This window comes from Rahnella sp. R3(2024), from assembly GCF_042920125.1.
Taxonomy (GTDB): domain Bacteria; phylum Pseudomonadota; class Gammaproteobacteria; order Enterobacterales; family Enterobacteriaceae; genus Rahnella; species Rahnella rivi.
In genome coordinates, this window is record NZ_JBHGBU010000001.1 from 2084945 (window position 1) to 2102682 (window position 17738).

17 protein-coding genes are annotated in these 17738 nt (G+C 53.4%); 7 read left to right on the plus strand and 10 right to left on the minus strand.

Annotated elements, in window-relative coordinates:
• Positions 1 to 5: 5 nt before the first annotated feature.
• Positions 6 to 440 carry a small heat shock chaperone IbpB gene (gene ibpB, locus ABSH60_RS09465; protein ID WP_056775904.1) on the minus strand — a complete coding sequence of 145 codons (435 nt, stop codon included), beginning with the start codon at positions 438 to 440 and terminating at the stop codon, positions 6 to 8.
• A gap of 140 nt (positions 441 to 580) precedes the next feature.
• Entirely contained in the window at positions 581 to 991 is a 411-nt protein-coding gene (gene ibpA / locus ABSH60_RS09470) for a small heat shock chaperone IbpA (protein WP_122097139.1), read from the minus strand.
• A 394-nt stretch (positions 992 to 1385) separates the two neighbouring features.
• Between ibpA and ABSH60_RS09475 the strand changes: the two genes are divergently transcribed.
• Positions 1386 to 1763, plus strand: coding sequence for a YceK/YidQ family lipoprotein (locus ABSH60_RS09475; protein ID WP_056775908.1), 378 nt, complete (start codon positions 1386 to 1388; stop codon positions 1761 to 1763).
• Positions 1764 to 1803: 40 nt separating this feature from the next.
• Here ABSH60_RS09475 and ABSH60_RS09480 read toward each other — a convergent pair whose 3' ends face one another.
• From ABSH60_RS09480 to dnaA, 6 genes are all read right to left on the minus strand, one after another.
• Positions 1804 to 3069: a DUF3748 domain-containing protein gene (locus ABSH60_RS09480; protein WP_390973728.1), complete on the minus strand. Its 1266-nt coding sequence runs from the start codon at positions 3067 to 3069 to the stop codon at positions 1804 to 1806.
• A gap of 170 nt (positions 3070 to 3239) precedes the next feature.
• The gene (yidA, locus tag ABSH60_RS09485) at positions 3240 to 4055 is read right to left on the minus strand and encodes a sugar-phosphatase (RefSeq protein WP_056775912.1); all 816 of its coding nucleotides are present in this window, start codon (positions 4053 to 4055) and stop codon (positions 3240 to 3242) included.
• Between the two features lie 142 nt (positions 4056 to 4197).
• Entirely contained in the window at positions 4198 to 6612 is a 2415-nt protein-coding gene (gene gyrB / locus ABSH60_RS09490) for a DNA topoisomerase (ATP-hydrolyzing) subunit B (protein ID WP_122097136.1), read from the minus strand.
• A 19-nt stretch (positions 6613 to 6631) separates the two neighbouring features.
• Positions 6632 to 7720 carry a DNA replication/repair protein RecF gene (recF, locus tag ABSH60_RS09495; RefSeq protein WP_056775916.1) on the minus strand — a complete coding sequence of 363 codons (1089 nt, stop codon included), beginning with the start codon at positions 7718 to 7720 and terminating at the stop codon, positions 6632 to 6634.
• A gap of 9 nt (positions 7721 to 7729) precedes the next feature.
• Positions 7730 to 8830: a DNA polymerase III subunit beta gene (dnaN, locus tag ABSH60_RS09500; protein ID WP_013573353.1), complete on the minus strand. Its 1101-nt coding sequence runs from the start codon at positions 8828 to 8830 to the stop codon at positions 7730 to 7732.
• 4 nt (positions 8831 to 8834) lie between these two features.
• Entirely contained in the window at positions 8835 to 10226 is a 1392-nt protein-coding gene (gene dnaA, locus ABSH60_RS09505) for a chromosomal replication initiator protein DnaA (RefSeq protein ID WP_056775918.1), read from the minus strand.
• A 684-nt stretch (positions 10227 to 10910) separates the two neighbouring features.
• On the opposite strand from dnaA, the gene rpmH reads away from it, so the two are divergent.
• The 5 genes from rpmH to mnmE all read left to right on the plus strand — a co-directional run bounded on the left by rpmH (position 10911) and on the right by mnmE (position 14768).
• The gene (gene rpmH / locus ABSH60_RS09510) at positions 10911 to 11054 is read left to right on the plus strand and encodes a 50S ribosomal protein L34 (RefSeq protein WP_072158100.1); all 144 of its coding nucleotides are present in this window, start codon (positions 10911 to 10913) and stop codon (positions 11052 to 11054) included.
• Between the two features lie 18 nt (positions 11055 to 11072).
• Positions 11073 to 11432, plus strand: coding sequence for a ribonuclease P protein component (gene rnpA / locus ABSH60_RS09515; RefSeq protein WP_072158101.1), 360 nt, complete (start codon positions 11073 to 11075; stop codon positions 11430 to 11432).
• Positions 11396 to 11653: a membrane protein insertion efficiency factor YidD gene (gene yidD, locus ABSH60_RS09520; protein WP_072158102.1), complete on the plus strand. Its 258-nt coding sequence runs from the start codon at positions 11396 to 11398 to the stop codon at positions 11651 to 11653. Before rnpA ends, yidD begins: the two co-directional genes overlap by 37 nt.
• A 2-nt stretch (positions 11654 to 11655) precedes the next feature.
• Positions 11656 to 13290 carry a membrane protein insertase YidC gene (gene yidC / locus ABSH60_RS09525; RefSeq protein ID WP_056775922.1) on the plus strand — a complete coding sequence of 545 codons (1635 nt, stop codon included), beginning with the start codon at positions 11656 to 11658 and terminating at the stop codon, positions 13288 to 13290.
• A gap of 113 nt (positions 13291 to 13403) precedes the next feature.
• Positions 13404 to 14768 (plus strand): tRNA uridine-5-carboxymethylaminomethyl(34) synthesis GTPase MnmE, encoded by a 1365-nt coding sequence (gene mnmE / locus ABSH60_RS09530; protein ID WP_056775924.1) that lies wholly within the window; start codon positions 13404 to 13406, stop codon positions 14766 to 14768.
• Between the two features lie 74 nt (positions 14769 to 14842).
• On the opposite strand, the gene ABSH60_RS09535 is transcribed toward mnmE, so the two are convergent.
• Positions 14843 to 15442 (minus strand): short chain dehydrogenase, encoded by a 600-nt coding sequence (locus tag ABSH60_RS09535; RefSeq protein WP_390975718.1) that lies wholly within the window; start codon positions 15440 to 15442, stop codon positions 14843 to 14845.
• 98 nt (positions 15443 to 15540) lie between these two features.
• Between ABSH60_RS09535 and ABSH60_RS09540 the strand changes: the two genes are divergently transcribed.
• On the plus strand, positions 15541 to 16428 hold the full coding sequence (locus ABSH60_RS09540; protein ID WP_217204190.1) for a LysR family transcriptional regulator: 888 nt from the start codon (positions 15541 to 15543) through the stop codon (positions 16426 to 16428).
• Here the strand turns inward: ABSH60_RS09540 and ABSH60_RS09545 are convergent.
• Complete coding sequence (locus ABSH60_RS09545) at positions 16422 to 17702, minus strand: c-type cytochrome (RefSeq protein WP_183849945.1); 1281 nt, start codon at positions 17700 to 17702, stop codon at positions 16422 to 16424. The genes ABSH60_RS09540 and ABSH60_RS09545 overlap by 7 nt on opposite strands.
• Positions 17703 to 17738: the final 36 nt, after the last annotated feature.

The window sequence follows — 17738 nt, forward strand, 5'->3', positions numbered from 1 at the left end:
AGGTCTTATGACGGCTGGTTTTCCAGCGCAGGTTTTTCACTGCCGATCGCGATTTTCTGCGGTTGCAGCGCTTCCGGTACATCACGCACCAGGCTGATGTGCAGCAAACCGTTGACGAACTCGGCTGCTGACACATGCATATGCTCAGCCAGCGTGAAACTCAGGGTAAAAGGTTTGATGACCAGGCCCTGATGCAGGTATTCCACCTTCGTGTCCGCCTGTTCCGGCGTACCGCTGACGGTTAAACGCGGCCCTTCCACTTCTATATTCAGGTCACTTTGTTTAAAACCGGCCAGTGCCAGCGAGATGCGATAATGGTTATCGTCTGACTTCTCGATGTTATACGGCGGAAATGCCTGATCAGAACCCTGCATTGAACTGGCTAATTTATCGAAACCAATCCACTGACGCAGTAACGGGGAAATATCATAATTACGCATGGTGTAACTCCTTCTTTGAAGCGAGATTAACAATTCCGTCCTCCATTTTGGATGTGACGGTTCAGCTCCCTGACGGCGAGCCTAAACTTTTTCATTTTCTGACGGTCAATATCCTGATTAACGGGATAGCGACCGTTGAATTAACGAATGTCGATACGGCGCGGTTTTGATGATTCAGGAACAATACGTTCCAGATCGATATACAACAGGCCATTGGACAAATTAGCGGCTTTTATTTGGATATGCTCTGCCAGCTGGAATTTGCGTTCGAAATTACGCTCAGCAATGCCCTGATATAAATAAGTGCGGTCGGTTTCTGTCGGCGCATGCGCACCTTTAACCACCAGCATGTTGTCGTGAGCCGTGATGTCCAGCTCGGATTCTGCGAAACCGGCTACCGCGATAGCAATCCGGTAATGGTTTTCGTCAACCAGCTCGACATTATAAGGGGGATATCCGCCACCCTGATTCTGACCCGATTCGATGAGATTAAATAAACGGTCAAAACCAATGGCAGAACGGTACAACGGGGATAAATCAAAATTACGCATTCTTACTTCTCCTGATATTCAGCGAGTGTTTGTTTTTAGCCCTCCGGTCGGACAGGCTGCAACGCATTCCTTCATAACAAACGGTCATGAGAAAAGATCCCTTACGGCGTATCTTTCTGCGTCTCCCTTTAAAAATGGAGACGAAAGGAATATTTTCAAGCGGGGAAAAACAAAAAAATTTCGTTTTCGTTGAACCGGAATAGCCCAAATACAGCACAACGACAGGCGAAAAATCAGGGACAGCAGGCAGTTTCCTGCAGGATTTCAAATAGTAATTACACTTAATGGGATCGCAGCCACAGAGCTACAGCTTGCTTTGTTAATTTTTTGTGTTGAGTGTTATAAGTCACCTTGACTTAAAAGCTCAGCCTGACAGCATAAGATGAGTTCTAACATGATGAAATTTGCATTAACGCCGCTGATGACAGGATGTGTTTTTTTAGCGACGAGCGGTTGCTCCAGCGTGATGAGCCATACAGGGGGTGACACCGGATATTATTCGGGCGCCCGTGCTGATGTGAATATGATAAAAAGCGATGACACCAGCTGGGCCATGACGCCGCTGCTGTTGATCGATTTACCGTTCAGTGCCGCGCTGGATACGCTGCTGCTGCCTTATGATTATTATCGCAGCGGGAAAGTGACGACGCGCGATCGCGTCAAAGCCAGCGAAGAACGCAATATCGCGCTGAGTAACGGGGTCGATATCGATCACATCCCGCCAATGACCACCTCCGATCGCGGTCACAAATCTTCTGCACATAAAAAGTAAACCCATGAAACCGGCCAGAACAGGCCGGTTTTAACAAACGTTAATCACTGTCTGCCACGCAAATCTGCGCATATCCTTCGAACTGACGCATAAACGCCACTTTACGGCCATCCGGTGAATACACGACCGCGTCAGCGCACGGCGCAATATCCGATCGTGGCGTTAACCGCTGCATCTCTCCGCTTTGTACATCCAGACGCATCACGCTGTTATCGCAGATCAGCGCCAGGGATTTTCCGTCCGGGCGCCAGCTGAACGCAGACTGAATTCCCTGAACACCATGGCTGATTTGCACCGGCTCGCCGCCGTTAGGGGAAACCGTCCACACCTGTACCACCGCGTTATGATCTTTCATCAGAAAGGCTATCTGTGTGCCGTCCGGCGACGCACGCAGCCAGTGGCGCGGCTGGGTGGCGATGCCGTTTTCGGTAAACGTGATTCGCCGCTGCTTTACCCCCGCCGGTGGCGCTGGCAGCGTTTCCGGCGTGCCCTGCAAGGGTTTATCACCGGCCTTGCGGTAATCCGCATCATTTTCCGGCAAATCCACCACAAAGATTTCCGGGTGCTTTTCGCCCTCGGCTGAAAGCGTGTCGCCGATAAAAGCCAGTGCCCGGCGCTGACGGGAACCATCGGCTTTCACATAGCCTTCCTGTCCGATCCAGCCTTCTTCATAAGCGCGGTTGATGTCATCGCTGCCGGGCTGAGGAGCAGGCGTGGTGTTGCTGACCAGCACACTGAAATGGCTGCCGTCGTATTCGCGGGGATGCTGTTTTGCTGAGGTCACCGGAGAACCGGCAAGGGCGATGCCGACATTACGCAGATCAAGCACCGGATCGTGCTCATGCAAAACGTGGTCGTTATAGGTGAAACTCAGACGGGAGCCGTCCGGGCTGAAAACATGAACGTGCGTCCCCCCGCGCAACGCGCCGGGAGTGTAAGGCGCGGTGATGTCCAGGGCATCCAGCGTGACGGCCTGTTCACGCGCAGGTTCAGAGACGATGACTCCGCGACGATGATGGAAATCATACTGCCACAGGGCATCGGGATTTTCCGGGCCATGAATAAACGCGTAACGGGCGGGCTCATCCGGGCTGACCGTCACCACACCCACGTGTGCGCCGTCCTTCGCCTGATAAAGCACCTGAGTTTCACCGGTTTCAACATTCACCCGCTCAATGGTTGAGCCGGTAAAAGAACCGCCATGCGGACGCACGTCATACACCAGCCACTGGCTGTCCGGCGTCCAGACATTGATATTGGTGAGCTGATGCCCGCGGGCATCTGTAGTGAGTTGTTTTTCGGTCATGCGTTCAGGTGTGCCCTGCCGTTCAAGGAGTGCCTAAGAATAGGGGACTCAAACGGCAGTGGCAATCTTCAGCAATCGCCGACACCTTTCACTTCCCCGACCAGGAAGAGATAAGACAACGCGCCCATAATGCACCGGGGAAGAAAACAGGCCGCAACTATCAGAGAGGATCAGTGGCCCAGTACGAACTTATTCACGGCAAACGCCACACCGTCTTCGGTGTTGGTTTTAGTGACGAACTGGCTGACGGCTTTCACGCTGTCGAGCGCGTTCCCCATCGCGACGCCAATGCCCGCAAACTCCAGCATAGCAATGTCGTTTTCCTGATCGCCCAGCGTCATTACGTTTTCGCGCGCGATGCCCAGTTTTTCTGTCAGTGTCTTCACGCCTTCGCCTTTATTGACGCGCTTATCCAGGATTTCGAGGAAGTACGGCGAACTTTTCATGATGGTATAGCGCTCTTTGGCTTGCGCCGGAAGCTGGCTGATGGCGCGATCCAGCAGTTCAGGATCGTCAATCATCATGATTTTTGGGAAGGTCAGCGACGGATCCATTTCCTCAGCCGGACAGAATTGCAACGGTATACCGGTGGTGAACGACTCATGCACGGTATAGCGGCTGACGTGGCGGTTGGCAGTGAACAGATCGGTTTTGGTCAGCGCATGGAAATGCACGCCCAGCTCCCGCGCGAGTTTCTCAAAGTAGTGATAATCGTCAATTTCGAGGGCTATTTCGGCAATCACGCTGCCATCTTTCGCATTATGCACCAGCGCGCCATTGTTGGTGATGCAGTAACAACCGTCCTGCTGCAAATCCAGTTCCTGCAAATAACGCTGCACGCCAATGAAAGGACGCCCGGTCGCCAGAACGATTTGCACGCCTTTGGCACGCGCATCGGAGAGCGCTTTTTTTACCGCAGGCGTGACTTCGTGCTGCGGATTGAGCAAGGTTCCGTCCATATCAATTGCAATCAATTCAATAGCCATAGCATCCTCAGAGTTTGATTAATCTTTCTCAATGCTAACGCGATCACCCGCTGTAAAGCCAGTCAGAATGCGGGCTGCGTCAGACGAAAAAAAAGTCCGAAGCGGTTTCCCGGTTCGGACTCTTTATCAGCTTATGCCACTATCAGATATCGATATTGGCCGCTTTCAGGGCGTTCTCTTCGATGAAGGCACGGCGCGGTTCAACTGCATCGCCCATCAGAGTCGTGAACAACTGATCAGCCGCAATGGCATCTTTCACGGTCACGCGCAGCATGCGACGTTGTGTTGGATCCATTGTGGTTTCCCACAGTTGCTCAGGGTTCATTTCGCCCAGACCTTTATAACGCTGAATCGACAGACCGCGACGCGACTCTTTCACCAGCCATTCCAGCGCCTGCTCAAAGCTGGTCACTGGCTGACGGCGTTCGCCACGTTCGATGTAAGCGTCTTCTTCGATCAGGCCGCGCAGTTTTTCACCCAGCGTACAGATTTTGCGGTATTCGCCGCCCTGAATGAAGTCTGCATCCAGATCGTAATCGGTATCCACACCGTGAGTACGAATACGCAGGATTGGCTCGAACAGCTGGTGTTCAAGATTTTCACGCACAATCGCACTGTAGCTGCTGCCGTGCTGCTCTTTTTCGTTGAGCAGGGACACCAGCGTTTCGATCCATTCCTTCACTTTCGCTTCGTCAGCGAGCTCAGCACCGGCTAAGGTTGGCTGATAGATCAGGTTGTTCAGCAGAGCACGCGGATAACGACGTTCCATACGGCCAATCATTTTCTGCACGCTGTGATGTTCAGCGACCAGTTTCTCCAGCGGTTCACCCGCCAGGGCTGGTGCATGGGCATTGGCGTGTAACGTTGCCCCGTCCATCGCAATGGAGATCTGATACTGATCCATCGCTTCGTCATCTTTAATGTACTGTTCCTGCTTGCCTTTTTTCACTTTGTACAACGGCGGCTGTGCGATAAACACGTGACCACGTTCCACAATTTCAGGCATCTGACGGTAGAAGAAGGTCAGCAGCAGGGTACGGATGTGTGAACCATCGACGTCGGCATCGGTCATGATGATGATGCTGTGATAGCGCAGTTTGTCCGGGTTGTATTCGTCACGGCCAATGCCACAACCGAGCGCAGTAATCAGCGTCGCCACTTCCTGAGAAGAGAGCATTTTGTCGAAGCGCGCTTTCTCAACGTTGAGGATTTTACCTTTCAACGGCAGAATCGCCTGGTTCTTACGGTTACGGCCTTGTTTTGCAGAGCCGCCCGCTGAGTCCCCTTCCACTAAATACAGTTCGGAATGAGCCGGGTCACGTTCCTGACAGTCAGCCAGTTTGCCTGGCAAACCAGCCAGATCCAGCGCGCCCTTACGACGGGTCATTTCACGTGCTTTACGGGCTGCTTCACGCGCACGGGCTGCATCAATGATTTTCCCGACAACGATTTTCGCATCCGCCGGGTTTTCCATCAGATAATCCACCAGCTTCTCGTTCATCAGTGACTCAACGGCTGTCTTCACTTCGGAAGAAACCAGTTTGTCTTTGGTCTGAGAAGAGAACTTAGGATCCGGCACTTTCACCGAAACCACGGCAATCAGACCTTCACGGGCATCGTCGCCGGTGGCACTGATTTTGGATTTTTTGCTGTAGCCTTCTTTATCCATATACGCGTTCAGCGTACGGGTCATCGCAGAACGGAAGCCCACCAGATGGGTGCCGCCATCGCGCTGTGGGATATTGTTGGTAAAGCAGTAAATATTTTCCTGGAAACCGTCATTCCACTGCAACGCCACTTCCACACCGATATCGTCTTTCACGGTTGAGAAATAGAACACCGTCGGGTGAATTGGGGTTTTGTTTTTATTCAGGTATTCCACAAAGGCTTTGATACCGCCTTCATAATGGAAGTGATCGTTCTTGCCGTCGCGCTTATCCAGCAAGCGGATCGCCACACCCGAGTTCAGGAACGACAGTTCACGCAGGCGTTTCGCCAGAATGTCGTACTCGAATTCAGTATGATTGGTAAAGGTGTTAAAGCTCGGCCAGAAACGCACGGTGGTACCGGTGACGTCGGTATCGCCCACGACTTTCAAGGGTTCCTGTGGCTCACCGTGCACGTAAGTCTGGGTGTGCACTTTGCCTTCACGACGGATAACCAGCTCCAGTTTTTCCGACAGGGCGTTAACGACGGAAACACCCACGCCATGCAAACCGCCGGACACTTTGTACGAGTTATCGTCAAATTTACCACCGGCATGAAGTACGGTCATGATGACCTGAGCAGCTGAAACGCCCTCTTCTTCGTGAATGCCGGTTGGAATACCACGACCATCATCCTGCACGGAAACAGAGTTATCCGCATGGATCGTGACCTGAATCTCTTTACAGTGGCCCGCGAGGGCTTCGTCGATAGCGTTGTCCACAACCTCGAATACCATGTGGTGCAGACCAGTGCCGTCATCGGTATCGCCGATATACATGCCCGGGCGCTTACGCACCGCGTCCAGCCCTTTTAATACCTTGATACTTGAGGAGTCATAAGAATTCGACATCAACGTTTCTCGCTCATTTTTAGTCCTGTGATAGAACGGCTATTTTACCTTGTTCCACGCGGAACATCTTGCCCTTTTCACCCATCATGTCGGTCACTTGCTCAGCGCTTATCGCACTGACAAAAACCTGTGCCTGGGTGGCTTTCAGGCGATCGGCCAGCAACCGACGTCGGTCGGCGTCCAGCTCGGAGGCAAAATCGTCAAGAAGATACAGGCAACGCCGCCCGCTCTGTCGGGTGAGAAACTCACCCTGCGCTAATCGGAGCGCACACATCAGTAATTTCAGCTGCCCACGGGACAGCAAATCTTCCACCGGCGTGCCGTCGGCACGAATGCGGAAATCCGCTTTGTGCGGACCTGACGCGGTATACGTTAAGGCTCTGTCGCGTTCAAAATTACGCTCCAGCAACTCGCCGTACTCGGTTTCCTTGTCCCATCCACGCTGGAAAGAAAAACTGAGGGCGAATTCGGGCAGGAATTGCGCGCAGGTCGCGCTGATATCAGCCGCGATCGCTTCGCTGTATGCTGCCCGCCATTCGCTAATGCGCTCGGCTAACGGGATCAATTCCTGATCCCAGGCACGAATTTGCGCATAACGACTCACCTGTCGCAGCGCGGCGTTGCGCTGCTTGAGTAACCGTCGCAGGTTGCTCCAGGCGATAAAAAAACCGGGATCGTGGTGGAAACAACCCCAGTCGATAAAGGCCCGCCGGTACTTCGGCCCGCCATTAAGCAGGGTGAAACCTTCGGGGGTGATAAGTTGCATGGGCAGCATCTGGGCCAGTTCAGACACTTTGTGCCCGTCCGTGCCATCAATGCGCACTTTGCTGTCGCCCTGACGGCTTTTACTCAGACCGATCGACACTTCGCGATCACCGCCATCATCCACACGCGCATGGAGAACAAACTCCGGCTGATCGTGACGGATAACGCGCCCGGCCTGCAAACTGCGAAAAGCGCGGCCATGCCCCAGGGTATACACCGCTTCGAGCACACTGGTTTTACCGCTGCCGTTGGGACCGACCAGAAAGTTAAAACCAGGCGACGGATCTAAATCCGCCGCCTCAATGTTGCGGAAATCTTTTATCAGTAAGCGCGTTAAGGCCATTAATTCAGACTAGAGCCTCATAGGCATGACAACATACGCGGCCGACTGGCTGGCAGCGTCTTCGATCTGCACGCTGGAGACGGAGTCCGTCAGCAGCAGATTAACGTCTTCGCACTTGAGCGCATTCAGCACATCGAGCACGTAACTGACGTTAAAGCCGATTTCCATTTCGGTACCTTCGTAACCGACATCCAGAATTTCTTCTGCTTCTTCCTGTTCCGGGTTATTCGCGGTGATTTTCAGCTGGTTATGGCTGACATACAAACGCACACCGCGGAATTTTTCATTGGACAGGATCGCTGCACGGGCAAACGCCTGTTTCAGCAAATCGCACCCGGCCTGCAGCGTTTTGTCCGGATTTTTCGGCAATACGCGGCGATAGTCAGGGAAACGACCGTCGACCAGTTTAGACGTAAAGATAAAGTCGCCGACGTGAGCACGGATATTGTTGCTGCCAATTTGCAGCTGCAATGTCGTGTCACCGCCGTCGAGCAGACGCACCAGTTCCATCACACCTTTACGAGGCACGATCACCGAATGCGACGGCAAAGACTGGCCGATAGGCATTGAACACACGGCCAGACGGTGGCCGTCGGTCGCGACGGTACGCAGTTCTTCACCTTCGGTTTCGAACAGCATGCCGTTTAAATAGTAACGAACGTCCTGATGCGCCATAGAGAACTGCGTGGCTTCGATCAGACGTTTCAACGTGGCCTGCGGCAGGGTGAATTCTACTTCGCTTTGCCAGTCGTCGAGATTAGGGAAATCTGTGGCCGGCAAGGTCGACAGCGAGAAACGGCTGCGGCCTGATTTTACCAGCATGCGGTCGCCGTCGAGAGCGACGGAAATTTCCGCGCCTTCCGGCAATCCACGGCAGATATCAAAGAATTTACGCGCCGGTACCGTGGTGGCACCCGCTTCATGTGGCTGAGACAGCGCGACTTTCGCCACCATCTCCATTTCCAGATCCGTCCCGGTCAGCGACAGCGCGCCATCCGTCACCTGTAATAGCAGGTTACCCAGAATAGGCAGCGTTGGTCGTCCACCCAGCGGGCTACTGACCTGTTGCAGTGGTTTCAGTAAATGCTCACGTTCAACAATAAATTTCATAGCGCTAGGAAGATAATGTTCTGATTAAGTTGGAGAAATCTTCTTTGATGTCGTGACTTTCTTCACGCAACTGCTCGATTTTACGGCAGGCGTGCAACACCGTGGTATGGTCCCGACCACCGAACGCATCGCCGATTTCTGGCAGGCTGTGGTTGGTCAGCTCTTTCGCCAACGCCATCGCCATCTGGCGTGGGCGGGCTACCGAACGGGAGCGCCGTTTGGAAAGCAGGTCAGCGACCTTGATTTTATAATATTCGGCCACTGTTTTCTGAATATTATCGATAGTGACCAGCTTCTCCTGCAGCGCTAACAAATCACGCAGCGCTTCACGCACGAAGTCGATGGTGATCGCACGGCCGGTAAAGTTGGCGTTCGCGATCACGCGGTTCAGTGCGCCTTCAAGCTCACGCACATTAGAACGCAGACGTTTGGCAATAAAGAAGGCCACTTCACCCGGCAGACGGATATCATTCTCGTCAGCCTTTTTCATCAGGATCGCCACGCGGGTTTCTAACTCAGGCGGCTCGATCGCGACCGTCAGACCCCAGCCGAAACGGGATTTCAGACGATCTTCCACACCGTTGATCTCTTTTGGATAACGATCTGAAGTCAGGATGATCTGCTGATTGCCTTCCAGCAGGGCATTAAAGGTGTGGAAAAACTCTTCCTGTGAACGTTCTTTATTTGCAAAGAATTGAATGTCATCGATGAGCAACGCATCGACGGAGCGATAGTAGCGTTTGAACTCTTCGATGGCGTTGTTTTGCAGCGCTTTGACCATGTCCTGCACAAAACGCTCGGAGTGCATGTACACCACTTTTGCATTGGCTTTACGCGCCATAATGCCGTTGCCGACCGCGTGCAATAAGTGGGTTTTACCCAAGCCGGTGCCGCCATAAAGGAAAAGCGGGTTGTACGCGCCACCCGGGTTATCTGCCACCTGACGCGCCGCCGCGCGGGCCAGTTGGTTAGACTTACCTTCTACGAAGTTGTCGAAAGTGTGTTTTGGGTTGACGTTAGAACGGTAAGACAACTCAGGTTGTACCGGCGAGCTGTCCCAGCTTGGACGGGAAGGTGCGAGGCGCGGAATAGCCGGTGCCGCCTGCGAACTGACGCTGGTAGCTACGGGCTGGCTGACGCGCTGAATCAACGGCTTACTGCCCACTTCAAAACGCAGCAACGGGGCATTCGCTCCACAGAAATCGTTAAGCAAGCCGTTAATATTATTTAAGTATTTGTCGCGAACCCAATCCAGGACAAAACGATTCGGAGCGTAAAGCGCCAGCGTATTGTCGTTGAGTTCCGCCTGTAGGGGGCGTATCCACATACTGAATTCTGTGGCAGGTAGTTCATCCTGCAAACGGGCAAGACATTGCTGCCAAAGCGAAAGTGACACGGCGGACTCCACTCGAACAAGATCAAAAAAGAAAAGGATCAGGATATTTTTTAAATCATGATTTTTGACACACGCTCCGCCCGTTGAATGGGGGAAATTTCTTTCACCACCCTGTCAGTGGCGTAAAGTCACGTGCGAACCGCTTTTTGCGGTTTTTGTCGACGGCATCCCGGCTGGGATCGCGATCGGAATGGCGGATCATAACGCAATCCGACACAGAGATCCTCCCCTTCCTGACAGTTTAGATCCTTTTTATCCACAGGCAGCGGTCGGCAAGTGGGTAAGCTTAGCCGATCCTTTTATAATTAGACGATGTAATCATCACTCTGGTGAAAAAATAGGACTCCGCTGAGGCATTTTTCATCAGTTTGCGCACAAGATCTCAGCCCTGTGGATAAGGATCGCCCGAGGATCCTTGCGATTTATATCAGAGTCCGTATAATTCTCAGCCCTATGTGTCAAGCCTGTGTTCCTGATGGTCATAACCAGATGGATTTGCGGTGTGACCACAGGCCATTCTGGTAAACATTTGGACCCTTTCTGGCAATCTAAATTGACTCAGGACTGTACAGTTATTACAATCCCGCTTCTTTATATGTTGCGACAAGGGCATCGGTCGTATTTTCGCCGACATGTCTTCGCGTTTACTGATCAGTAATAATTTAAGTTTAGGTAGAAATCGCTATGAAACGCACTTTCCAACCGTCCGTATTGAAGCGCAACCGCACCCACGGTTTCCGTGCTCGTATGGCAACCAAAAATGGTCGTCTGGTTCTGGCCCGCCGTCGTGCGAAAGGCCGTACTCGTCTGTCAGCTGCTTCCAAGTAATAAAAGCTAATCGAATTAGTGGTTAAGCTCGCTTTTCCCAGGGAGTTACGTTTGTTAACTCCCCGTCATTTCACTTTCGTCTTCCAGCAGCCACAACGGGCTGGCACGCCGCAAATTACGATACTCGGCCGCCTGAACGAGCTGGGGCATCCCCGCATCGGTCTTACCGTCGCAAAAAAACACGTCAAACGCGCTCATGAACGCAATCGGATCAAACGCCTTACCCGCGAGAGTTTCCGACTGAATCAGCATGCGTTGCCGGCGATGGATTTTGTGGTAGTAGCCAAGAAGGGTGTCGCCGATTTAGACAATCGCGCGCTGACGGAAGCGTTGGAGAAATTATGGCGTCGACATTGCCGACAGGCACCCGCATCCTGATTAAACTGATACGTGGTTATCAGTTGTTCATCAGTCCCTTGCTCGGGCCGCATTGCCGCTTTCGACCAACCTGCTCTCAATACGGTATTGAAGCAATTGGTCGTTTTGGCGTGTTAAAAGGCAGTTGGTTGACTTTGAAACGCGTATTAAAATGCCATCCTTTGAACCCAGGTGGTGATGACCCCGTACCGCCGAAAACCGACAATAACAGAGAACTCTAACGATGGATTCGCAACGCAATCTTTTCCTCATCGCTCTGCTGTTCGTGTCTTTCATGATCTGGCAGGCATGGCAAACGGACCACGCTCCGCAACCGGCCAACCAGACCACGCAACAGACTGCGAACACTGCAAACGGTGATGCTGCTAACCAGGCTGTTCCTGGTAGCGGACAGGGCAAATTAATTACAGTTAACAGTGATGTGCTGTCATTAACAATCAACACCCGTGGTGGCGACATTGAGCAGGCTCTGCTGAAGGCTTACCCTACGACGTTGGGTTCTGACCAGCCATTCCAGTTGCTGGAAACCACTCCTAATTTCATCTATCAGGCACAAAGCGGTCTGACAGGTAAAAACGGTCCAGATAATCCGGCGAACGGCGAACGTCCTCTGTTCCAGACCAGCTCGGATACCTTCACGATGACCGAAGGTCAGTCTGAACTGCGCATTCCGATGACTTACACGGCGGCAAACGGGGCGATTTACACCAAAACCTTCGTGATCAAACGCGGTTCTTATGCGGTTAACGTTGAATACAACATCAACAACACCACATCTACCCCGCTTGATCTGACGATGTTTGGTCAGCTGAAACAAACCACCGATTTGCCTAAGCACCGTGATACCGGAAGCAATAACTTTGCTCTGCACACGTTCCGCGGCGCGGCATACTCCTCAAGCGATGACAAATATCAGAAATACGCGTTCGATAAGAGCGAAGTGCTGAATGTCACCACTCAGGGCGGTTGGGTTGCAATGCTGCAGCAGTACTTTGCGACTGCATGGATCCCGTCTGCGAAAGACACCAATACCTTCTTCACCACCACCAACAACGGTATCTCAACGATTGGCTTTAAAGGCACGCCGTTTACCGTTGCACCAGGTGCGCAGCAACAAGTTGCTTCCATCTTGTGGGTTGGCCCGGAAATTCAGGACAAAATGGCGGCTATCGCGCCTCACCTGGATCTGACGGTTGACTACGGTTGGTTATGGTTCATCTCTCAGCCACTGTTCAAACTGTTGAAATTCATTCAAGGGTTTGTCGGTAACTGGGGCTTCTCGATCATCGTAATCACCTTTATTGTCCGCGGTATCATGTACCCACTGACCCGCGCACAGTACACGTCGATGGCGAAAATGCGTATGCTGCAGCCGAAACTGGCCGCCATGCGTGAACGTATCGGTGATGACAAACAGCGCATGAGTCAGGAAATGATGGCGCTGTATAAGTCTGAGAAAGTGAACCCGCTGGGCGGTTGTCTGCCGCTGGTTATTCAGATGCCTATCTTCCTGGCACTGTATTACATGCTGTCTGGTTCCATTGAATTGCGTCATGCGCCGTTCATCCTGTGGATCCATGACCTGTCAGCGCAAGACCCGTACTACATTCTGCCGGTTCTGATGGGTATCACGATGTTCTTCATTCAGAAGATGTCGCCGACCACCGTCACTGACCCGATGCAGCAGAAGATCATGACCTTCATGCCGGTCATCTTCACCGTGTTCTTCCTGTGGTTCCCGTCTGGTCTGGTGGTGTACTACATCGTCAGTAACCTGGTTACCATTCTCCAGCAGCAGCTGATTTATCGCGGGCTGGAAAAACGTGGTCTGCACAGCCGCGACAAGAAAAAGTCATAAGTTAATGTCAGGGCGGGTTTCGTCCTGACAGCTAAACTTGGTGATAAAAAGACAAAGGCGGTCATTTGACCGCCTTTTGCATATCCGTAAAAAGACCAACAGAGAAAATTGCTATGAGCACCTCAGATACCATTATTGCCCAGGCAACGCCCCCCGGCCGCGGTGGTGTGGGCATTTTGCGCATTTCCGGCCGTGCGGCGCGTGATGTGGCACAGGCTGTCTTAGGTAAATTGCCAAAGCCGCGTTATGCCGATTATCTGCCGTTTCAGGATGCAGACGGCAGCACGCTGGATCAGGGCATCGCGCTGTGGTTCCCCGGCCCAAATTCCTTTACCGGCGAAGACGTGCTGGAACTGCAAGGCCACGGCGGGCCGGTCATTCTCGATTTGCTGCTCAGACGCATCATCGCGCTGGAAAACGTGCGTATTGCGCGTCCGGGCGAATTCTCTGAACGCGCTTTCCTCAACGATAAGCTCGATCTGGCACAGGCCGAAGCGATTGCCGATCTGATTGATGCCAGTTCAGAGCAGGCCGCGCGTTCAGCGGTGAACTCGCTTCAGGGCGCATTCTCTAACCGTATTCATCATCTGGTGGAAGCACTCACTCACCTGCGGATCTTTGTCGAAGCGGCTATCGACTTCCCGGATGAGGAAATCGACTTCCTGTCCGACGGTAAAATTGAAGCCAAACTCAATACGGTGATGGGAGATCTGGACGCGGTGCGCGCCGAAGCGCGTCAGGGCAGCCTGCTGCGTGAAGGGATGAAAGTGGTAATAGCCGGGCGTCCGAACGCCGGAAAATCCAGCCTGCTGAATGCCTTAGCTGGCCGCGAAGCGGCGATCGTGACCGATATTGCCGGGACGACCCGCGATGTGCTGCGCGAACATATTCATCTGGATGGGATGCCATTACATATCATCGATACCGCCGGTCTGCGTGAAGCCAGTGACGAAGTAGAGCGCATTGGTATCGAACGTGCCTGGAATGAGATCGAACAGGCTGACTTAGTGCTGTTTATGGTCGATGGCACGACAACAGCCGCCACTGAACCTGCGGATATCTGGCCGGAGTTTATGGCCCGCCTGCCAGCCACATTGCCTATCGTGGTGGTGCGTAATAAAGCCGATATCACCGGCGAAGCGCTGGGGCAAACAGAAGTGAATGGTCACTCACTGATTCGCCTTTCCGCCCGTACCGGGGATGGCGTCGATTTGCTGCGCGATCATCTGAAACAGGTCATGGGCTTTAATCACAACATGGAAGGCGGATTCCTTGCCCGCCGCCGTCATCTGCACGCACTGGAAGACGCCGCACAACACCTGGTTCAGGGCAAAGATCAGCTGTTAGGCGCCTGGGCGGGGGAATTGCTGGCGGAAGAACTGCGGCTGGCACAGCAGTCGCTGAGTGAAATCACTGGCGAATTCACCTCCGACGATTTGCTGGGCCGTATTTTCTCGAGTTTCTGTATCGGTAAGTGATTTCTTCTTCGCCGGAACACAAAAAACCCACATTGCAAAATGTGGGTTTTTTATTGTCTTCAGTGCGACGCGGATTACCACACTTTATAAACGCGGCCTGTCTGGGCACCTTCGACACTGCGTCGGTAGGCTTTTGCCACTCGTGCGGCCGGTGCGGCGTCGAAGCCGGGGAAAAACGGGCCGTAACTTTTCAGCGATTCTTCGACAACCGTCGGGCTGACGACGTTGATACGGATCCCGCGCGGCAATTCGATGGCAGCGCCGCGCACGAAACCTTCCACAGCAGCATTCACCGTGGTGGCGTTGGCACCCTGACGGATCGGTTCCTCGGCGATAATGCCGCTGGTCAGGGTGATCGAGCCGCCATCATGCAGGAAGTGCTGGCCGATCAGACCGATGCGCACCTGCCCCAGCAGTTTGTCCTGCAGACCGGTGTTGAACTGTTCAGCCGTCATTTCGGTCAACGGGCCAAAATGCAGACTGCCGGTGGTCGCGATGATCGCATCCAGTTTACCGGTATGGTTGAAAAGCGCTTTGACGCTACTTTCATCGGTGATATCCACCTGAAAATCCCCGTGAGTCTTCCCCGCTGTGATCACGTCATGATTTGTCTCAAGCTCGCTGACCACGGCTTTGCCTAATGTTCCCGTCCCGCCAATCACTAAAATTTCCATCATGTGCTCCTCAGTTGGTGACAGGAACATCATTGACCAAACTTCAGGTTAGATATATAGAACGATTCTTCACTCTGAACTAACCACAGGTTAGCAATATGGATAAATTACGGAATATGGAAGTCTTCGTCACCGTGGCTGAAACCGGAAATTTCAGCGCGGCGGCGGAGAAGCTGGGGATTTCTGCCGTGATGGTCGGCAAACATATTCAGCAACTGGAACGGCATCTGAGTACGCGTCTGGTGCAGCGAACCACGCGTAAGCAGAACCTGACCGAAGCGGGCGCTGTTTTCTACGAGAACAGTAAACGCGTCCTGGAGCAGGTGAAATGGGCAGAAAGTACCGTGGAAGGGCTGCAAACCGCCCCCAGCGGGCTGCTGCGCATCAGCGCGCCGGTGTCGCTGGGGGCAAACGTGGTATCGCCTTTACTTGCGCGCTATCTGGAGGCATTTCCGCATGTGCAGGTCGAACTGACACTGAGCAACGCCCGTGTGGATTTGATTGAGGAAGGGTATGACGCGGCGATCCGCATCGGGCCTGTGGGTGATGACCGGCTGGTCGCGCGGCCAATGAAGCCTTATGAAATGGTGATTTGTGCCACGCCCGCCTACTTAAAAAAATATGGAACACCCGCCACGCCGGAAGAACTGAAAAATCACTCATGTCTGATCCATGCCGTCTGGAATCACAGCGACGGCTGGAAGCTGACCAACACAGACGGCAGCACCTCGAAATGGCCGCTGTCCGGCCGCTATATCTCCAATGACGGAAACGCTCTGCGCTGCGCCGCCTTGCAGGATGCCGGACTGCTGTTGCAACCAAAGGTGTTACTGGCCGACGATCTGGCTTGCGGACGGATGGTGTCGGTGATGGAGGATTTTGTCCCCGTTCCCAGACCCATCAGTCTGGTCTATCTGCCCGATTTCAGGCCGCGCCCGAAGCTGACCAGTCTGATCACCTTCTTTGCGGAACAGGCAGATTACTGACCGCTCTGGCCTGATGTCGTGGTGAGTTTGCGCATCGCTTTCACCTGCGCGGCGCTGACCGCTCCGGCCTGGTTTCCCCAGCCATGACGGATAAAGGTCACCACGTCGGCAATCTCCCGATCGTCCAGCCCGGCAGAAAAGCCCGGCATTTTAGCCGCTTTCGTGTCGAACTGCGTCGCCGGTGCCGGTGAACCGTTCAGGACAAGATTGATAAGCGAGGAGGGATCGTCGCTGACCACCACCGGATTTTGCGCCAGCTGCGGATAACGGCCACGTTCGCCCTGCCCGCTGGAAAGATGGCAATCAAGGCAGTTATCCAGATAAACCCTGGCGCCAGGCACCGTGCTGTCTTCTGCCTCCAGCGCGATGGTCGTCGCATTATCATTAACCTGCGCGCGATAATTTCCGTCAGCCGGCAGTGATTTCAGGTAAACCGCAATCGCCTGGCGGTCAGTATCGCTGAGATATTGCGTGCTGTTGTGGATAACCTCAGCCATTGAACCGAACGCCGTCGCCCTGTCGGTGTGCCCGAGTTTCAGAAACTGGCTGATTTCCGCTTCGTTCCATTGCCCGAGCCCGGTTGTCGCATCTGCCCGTAAATTGGGTGCATGCCAGCCATCCACCGTCCCGCCGGAAAGATAATCCTGCGAAGTCTGATCCAGCGCCTTCTCCTGATACCCCATACCGCGCGGCGTATGGCAGCTGCCGCAGTGTCCTAACCCCTGCACCAGATAAGCACCTCGGTTCCAGTCTGCGGTTTTTTGCGGATCGGAATACCCGATTTGCTGCACGGTAAACAGACTGTCCCATACCGCCAGCGGGAAGCGCACGCTCAGGGGGAAAGGGATGTCGCTGGCGCGATTTTTCTGGCTGACAGCCGCCACCTGATAGTGGAAAAAGGCATATAAATCAGCCATATCTGCGTCAGTGATTTTACTGAAAGAAGGATAAGGCATCGCCGGATACACATGATGGCCATCCCGGGCAATGCCCTGACGTAATGCGCGACTGAAGTCTTCTTCTGAATAGCTGCCAATACCGGTGGTGACGTCCGGGGTAATATTGGTGGTGTAAATGGCCCCCAGCGGCGTCAGCATTTTCAGGCCGCCGGCAAAAGGTTTACCGCCAGGTGCGGTATGGCAGGCGGCACAATCTCCGGCACGCGACAGGTATTCGCCCCGTTTGATTTGCGCAGGATCCGGGCTGGCTGCTGCATGAGCGCCGGTAAACATCAGGCAGATCACCATGATAAATCCGCCCTGTATCGCTTTCATTCATCTTCTCCCGCCGTGCCAGTGCGTTAAGTGTGC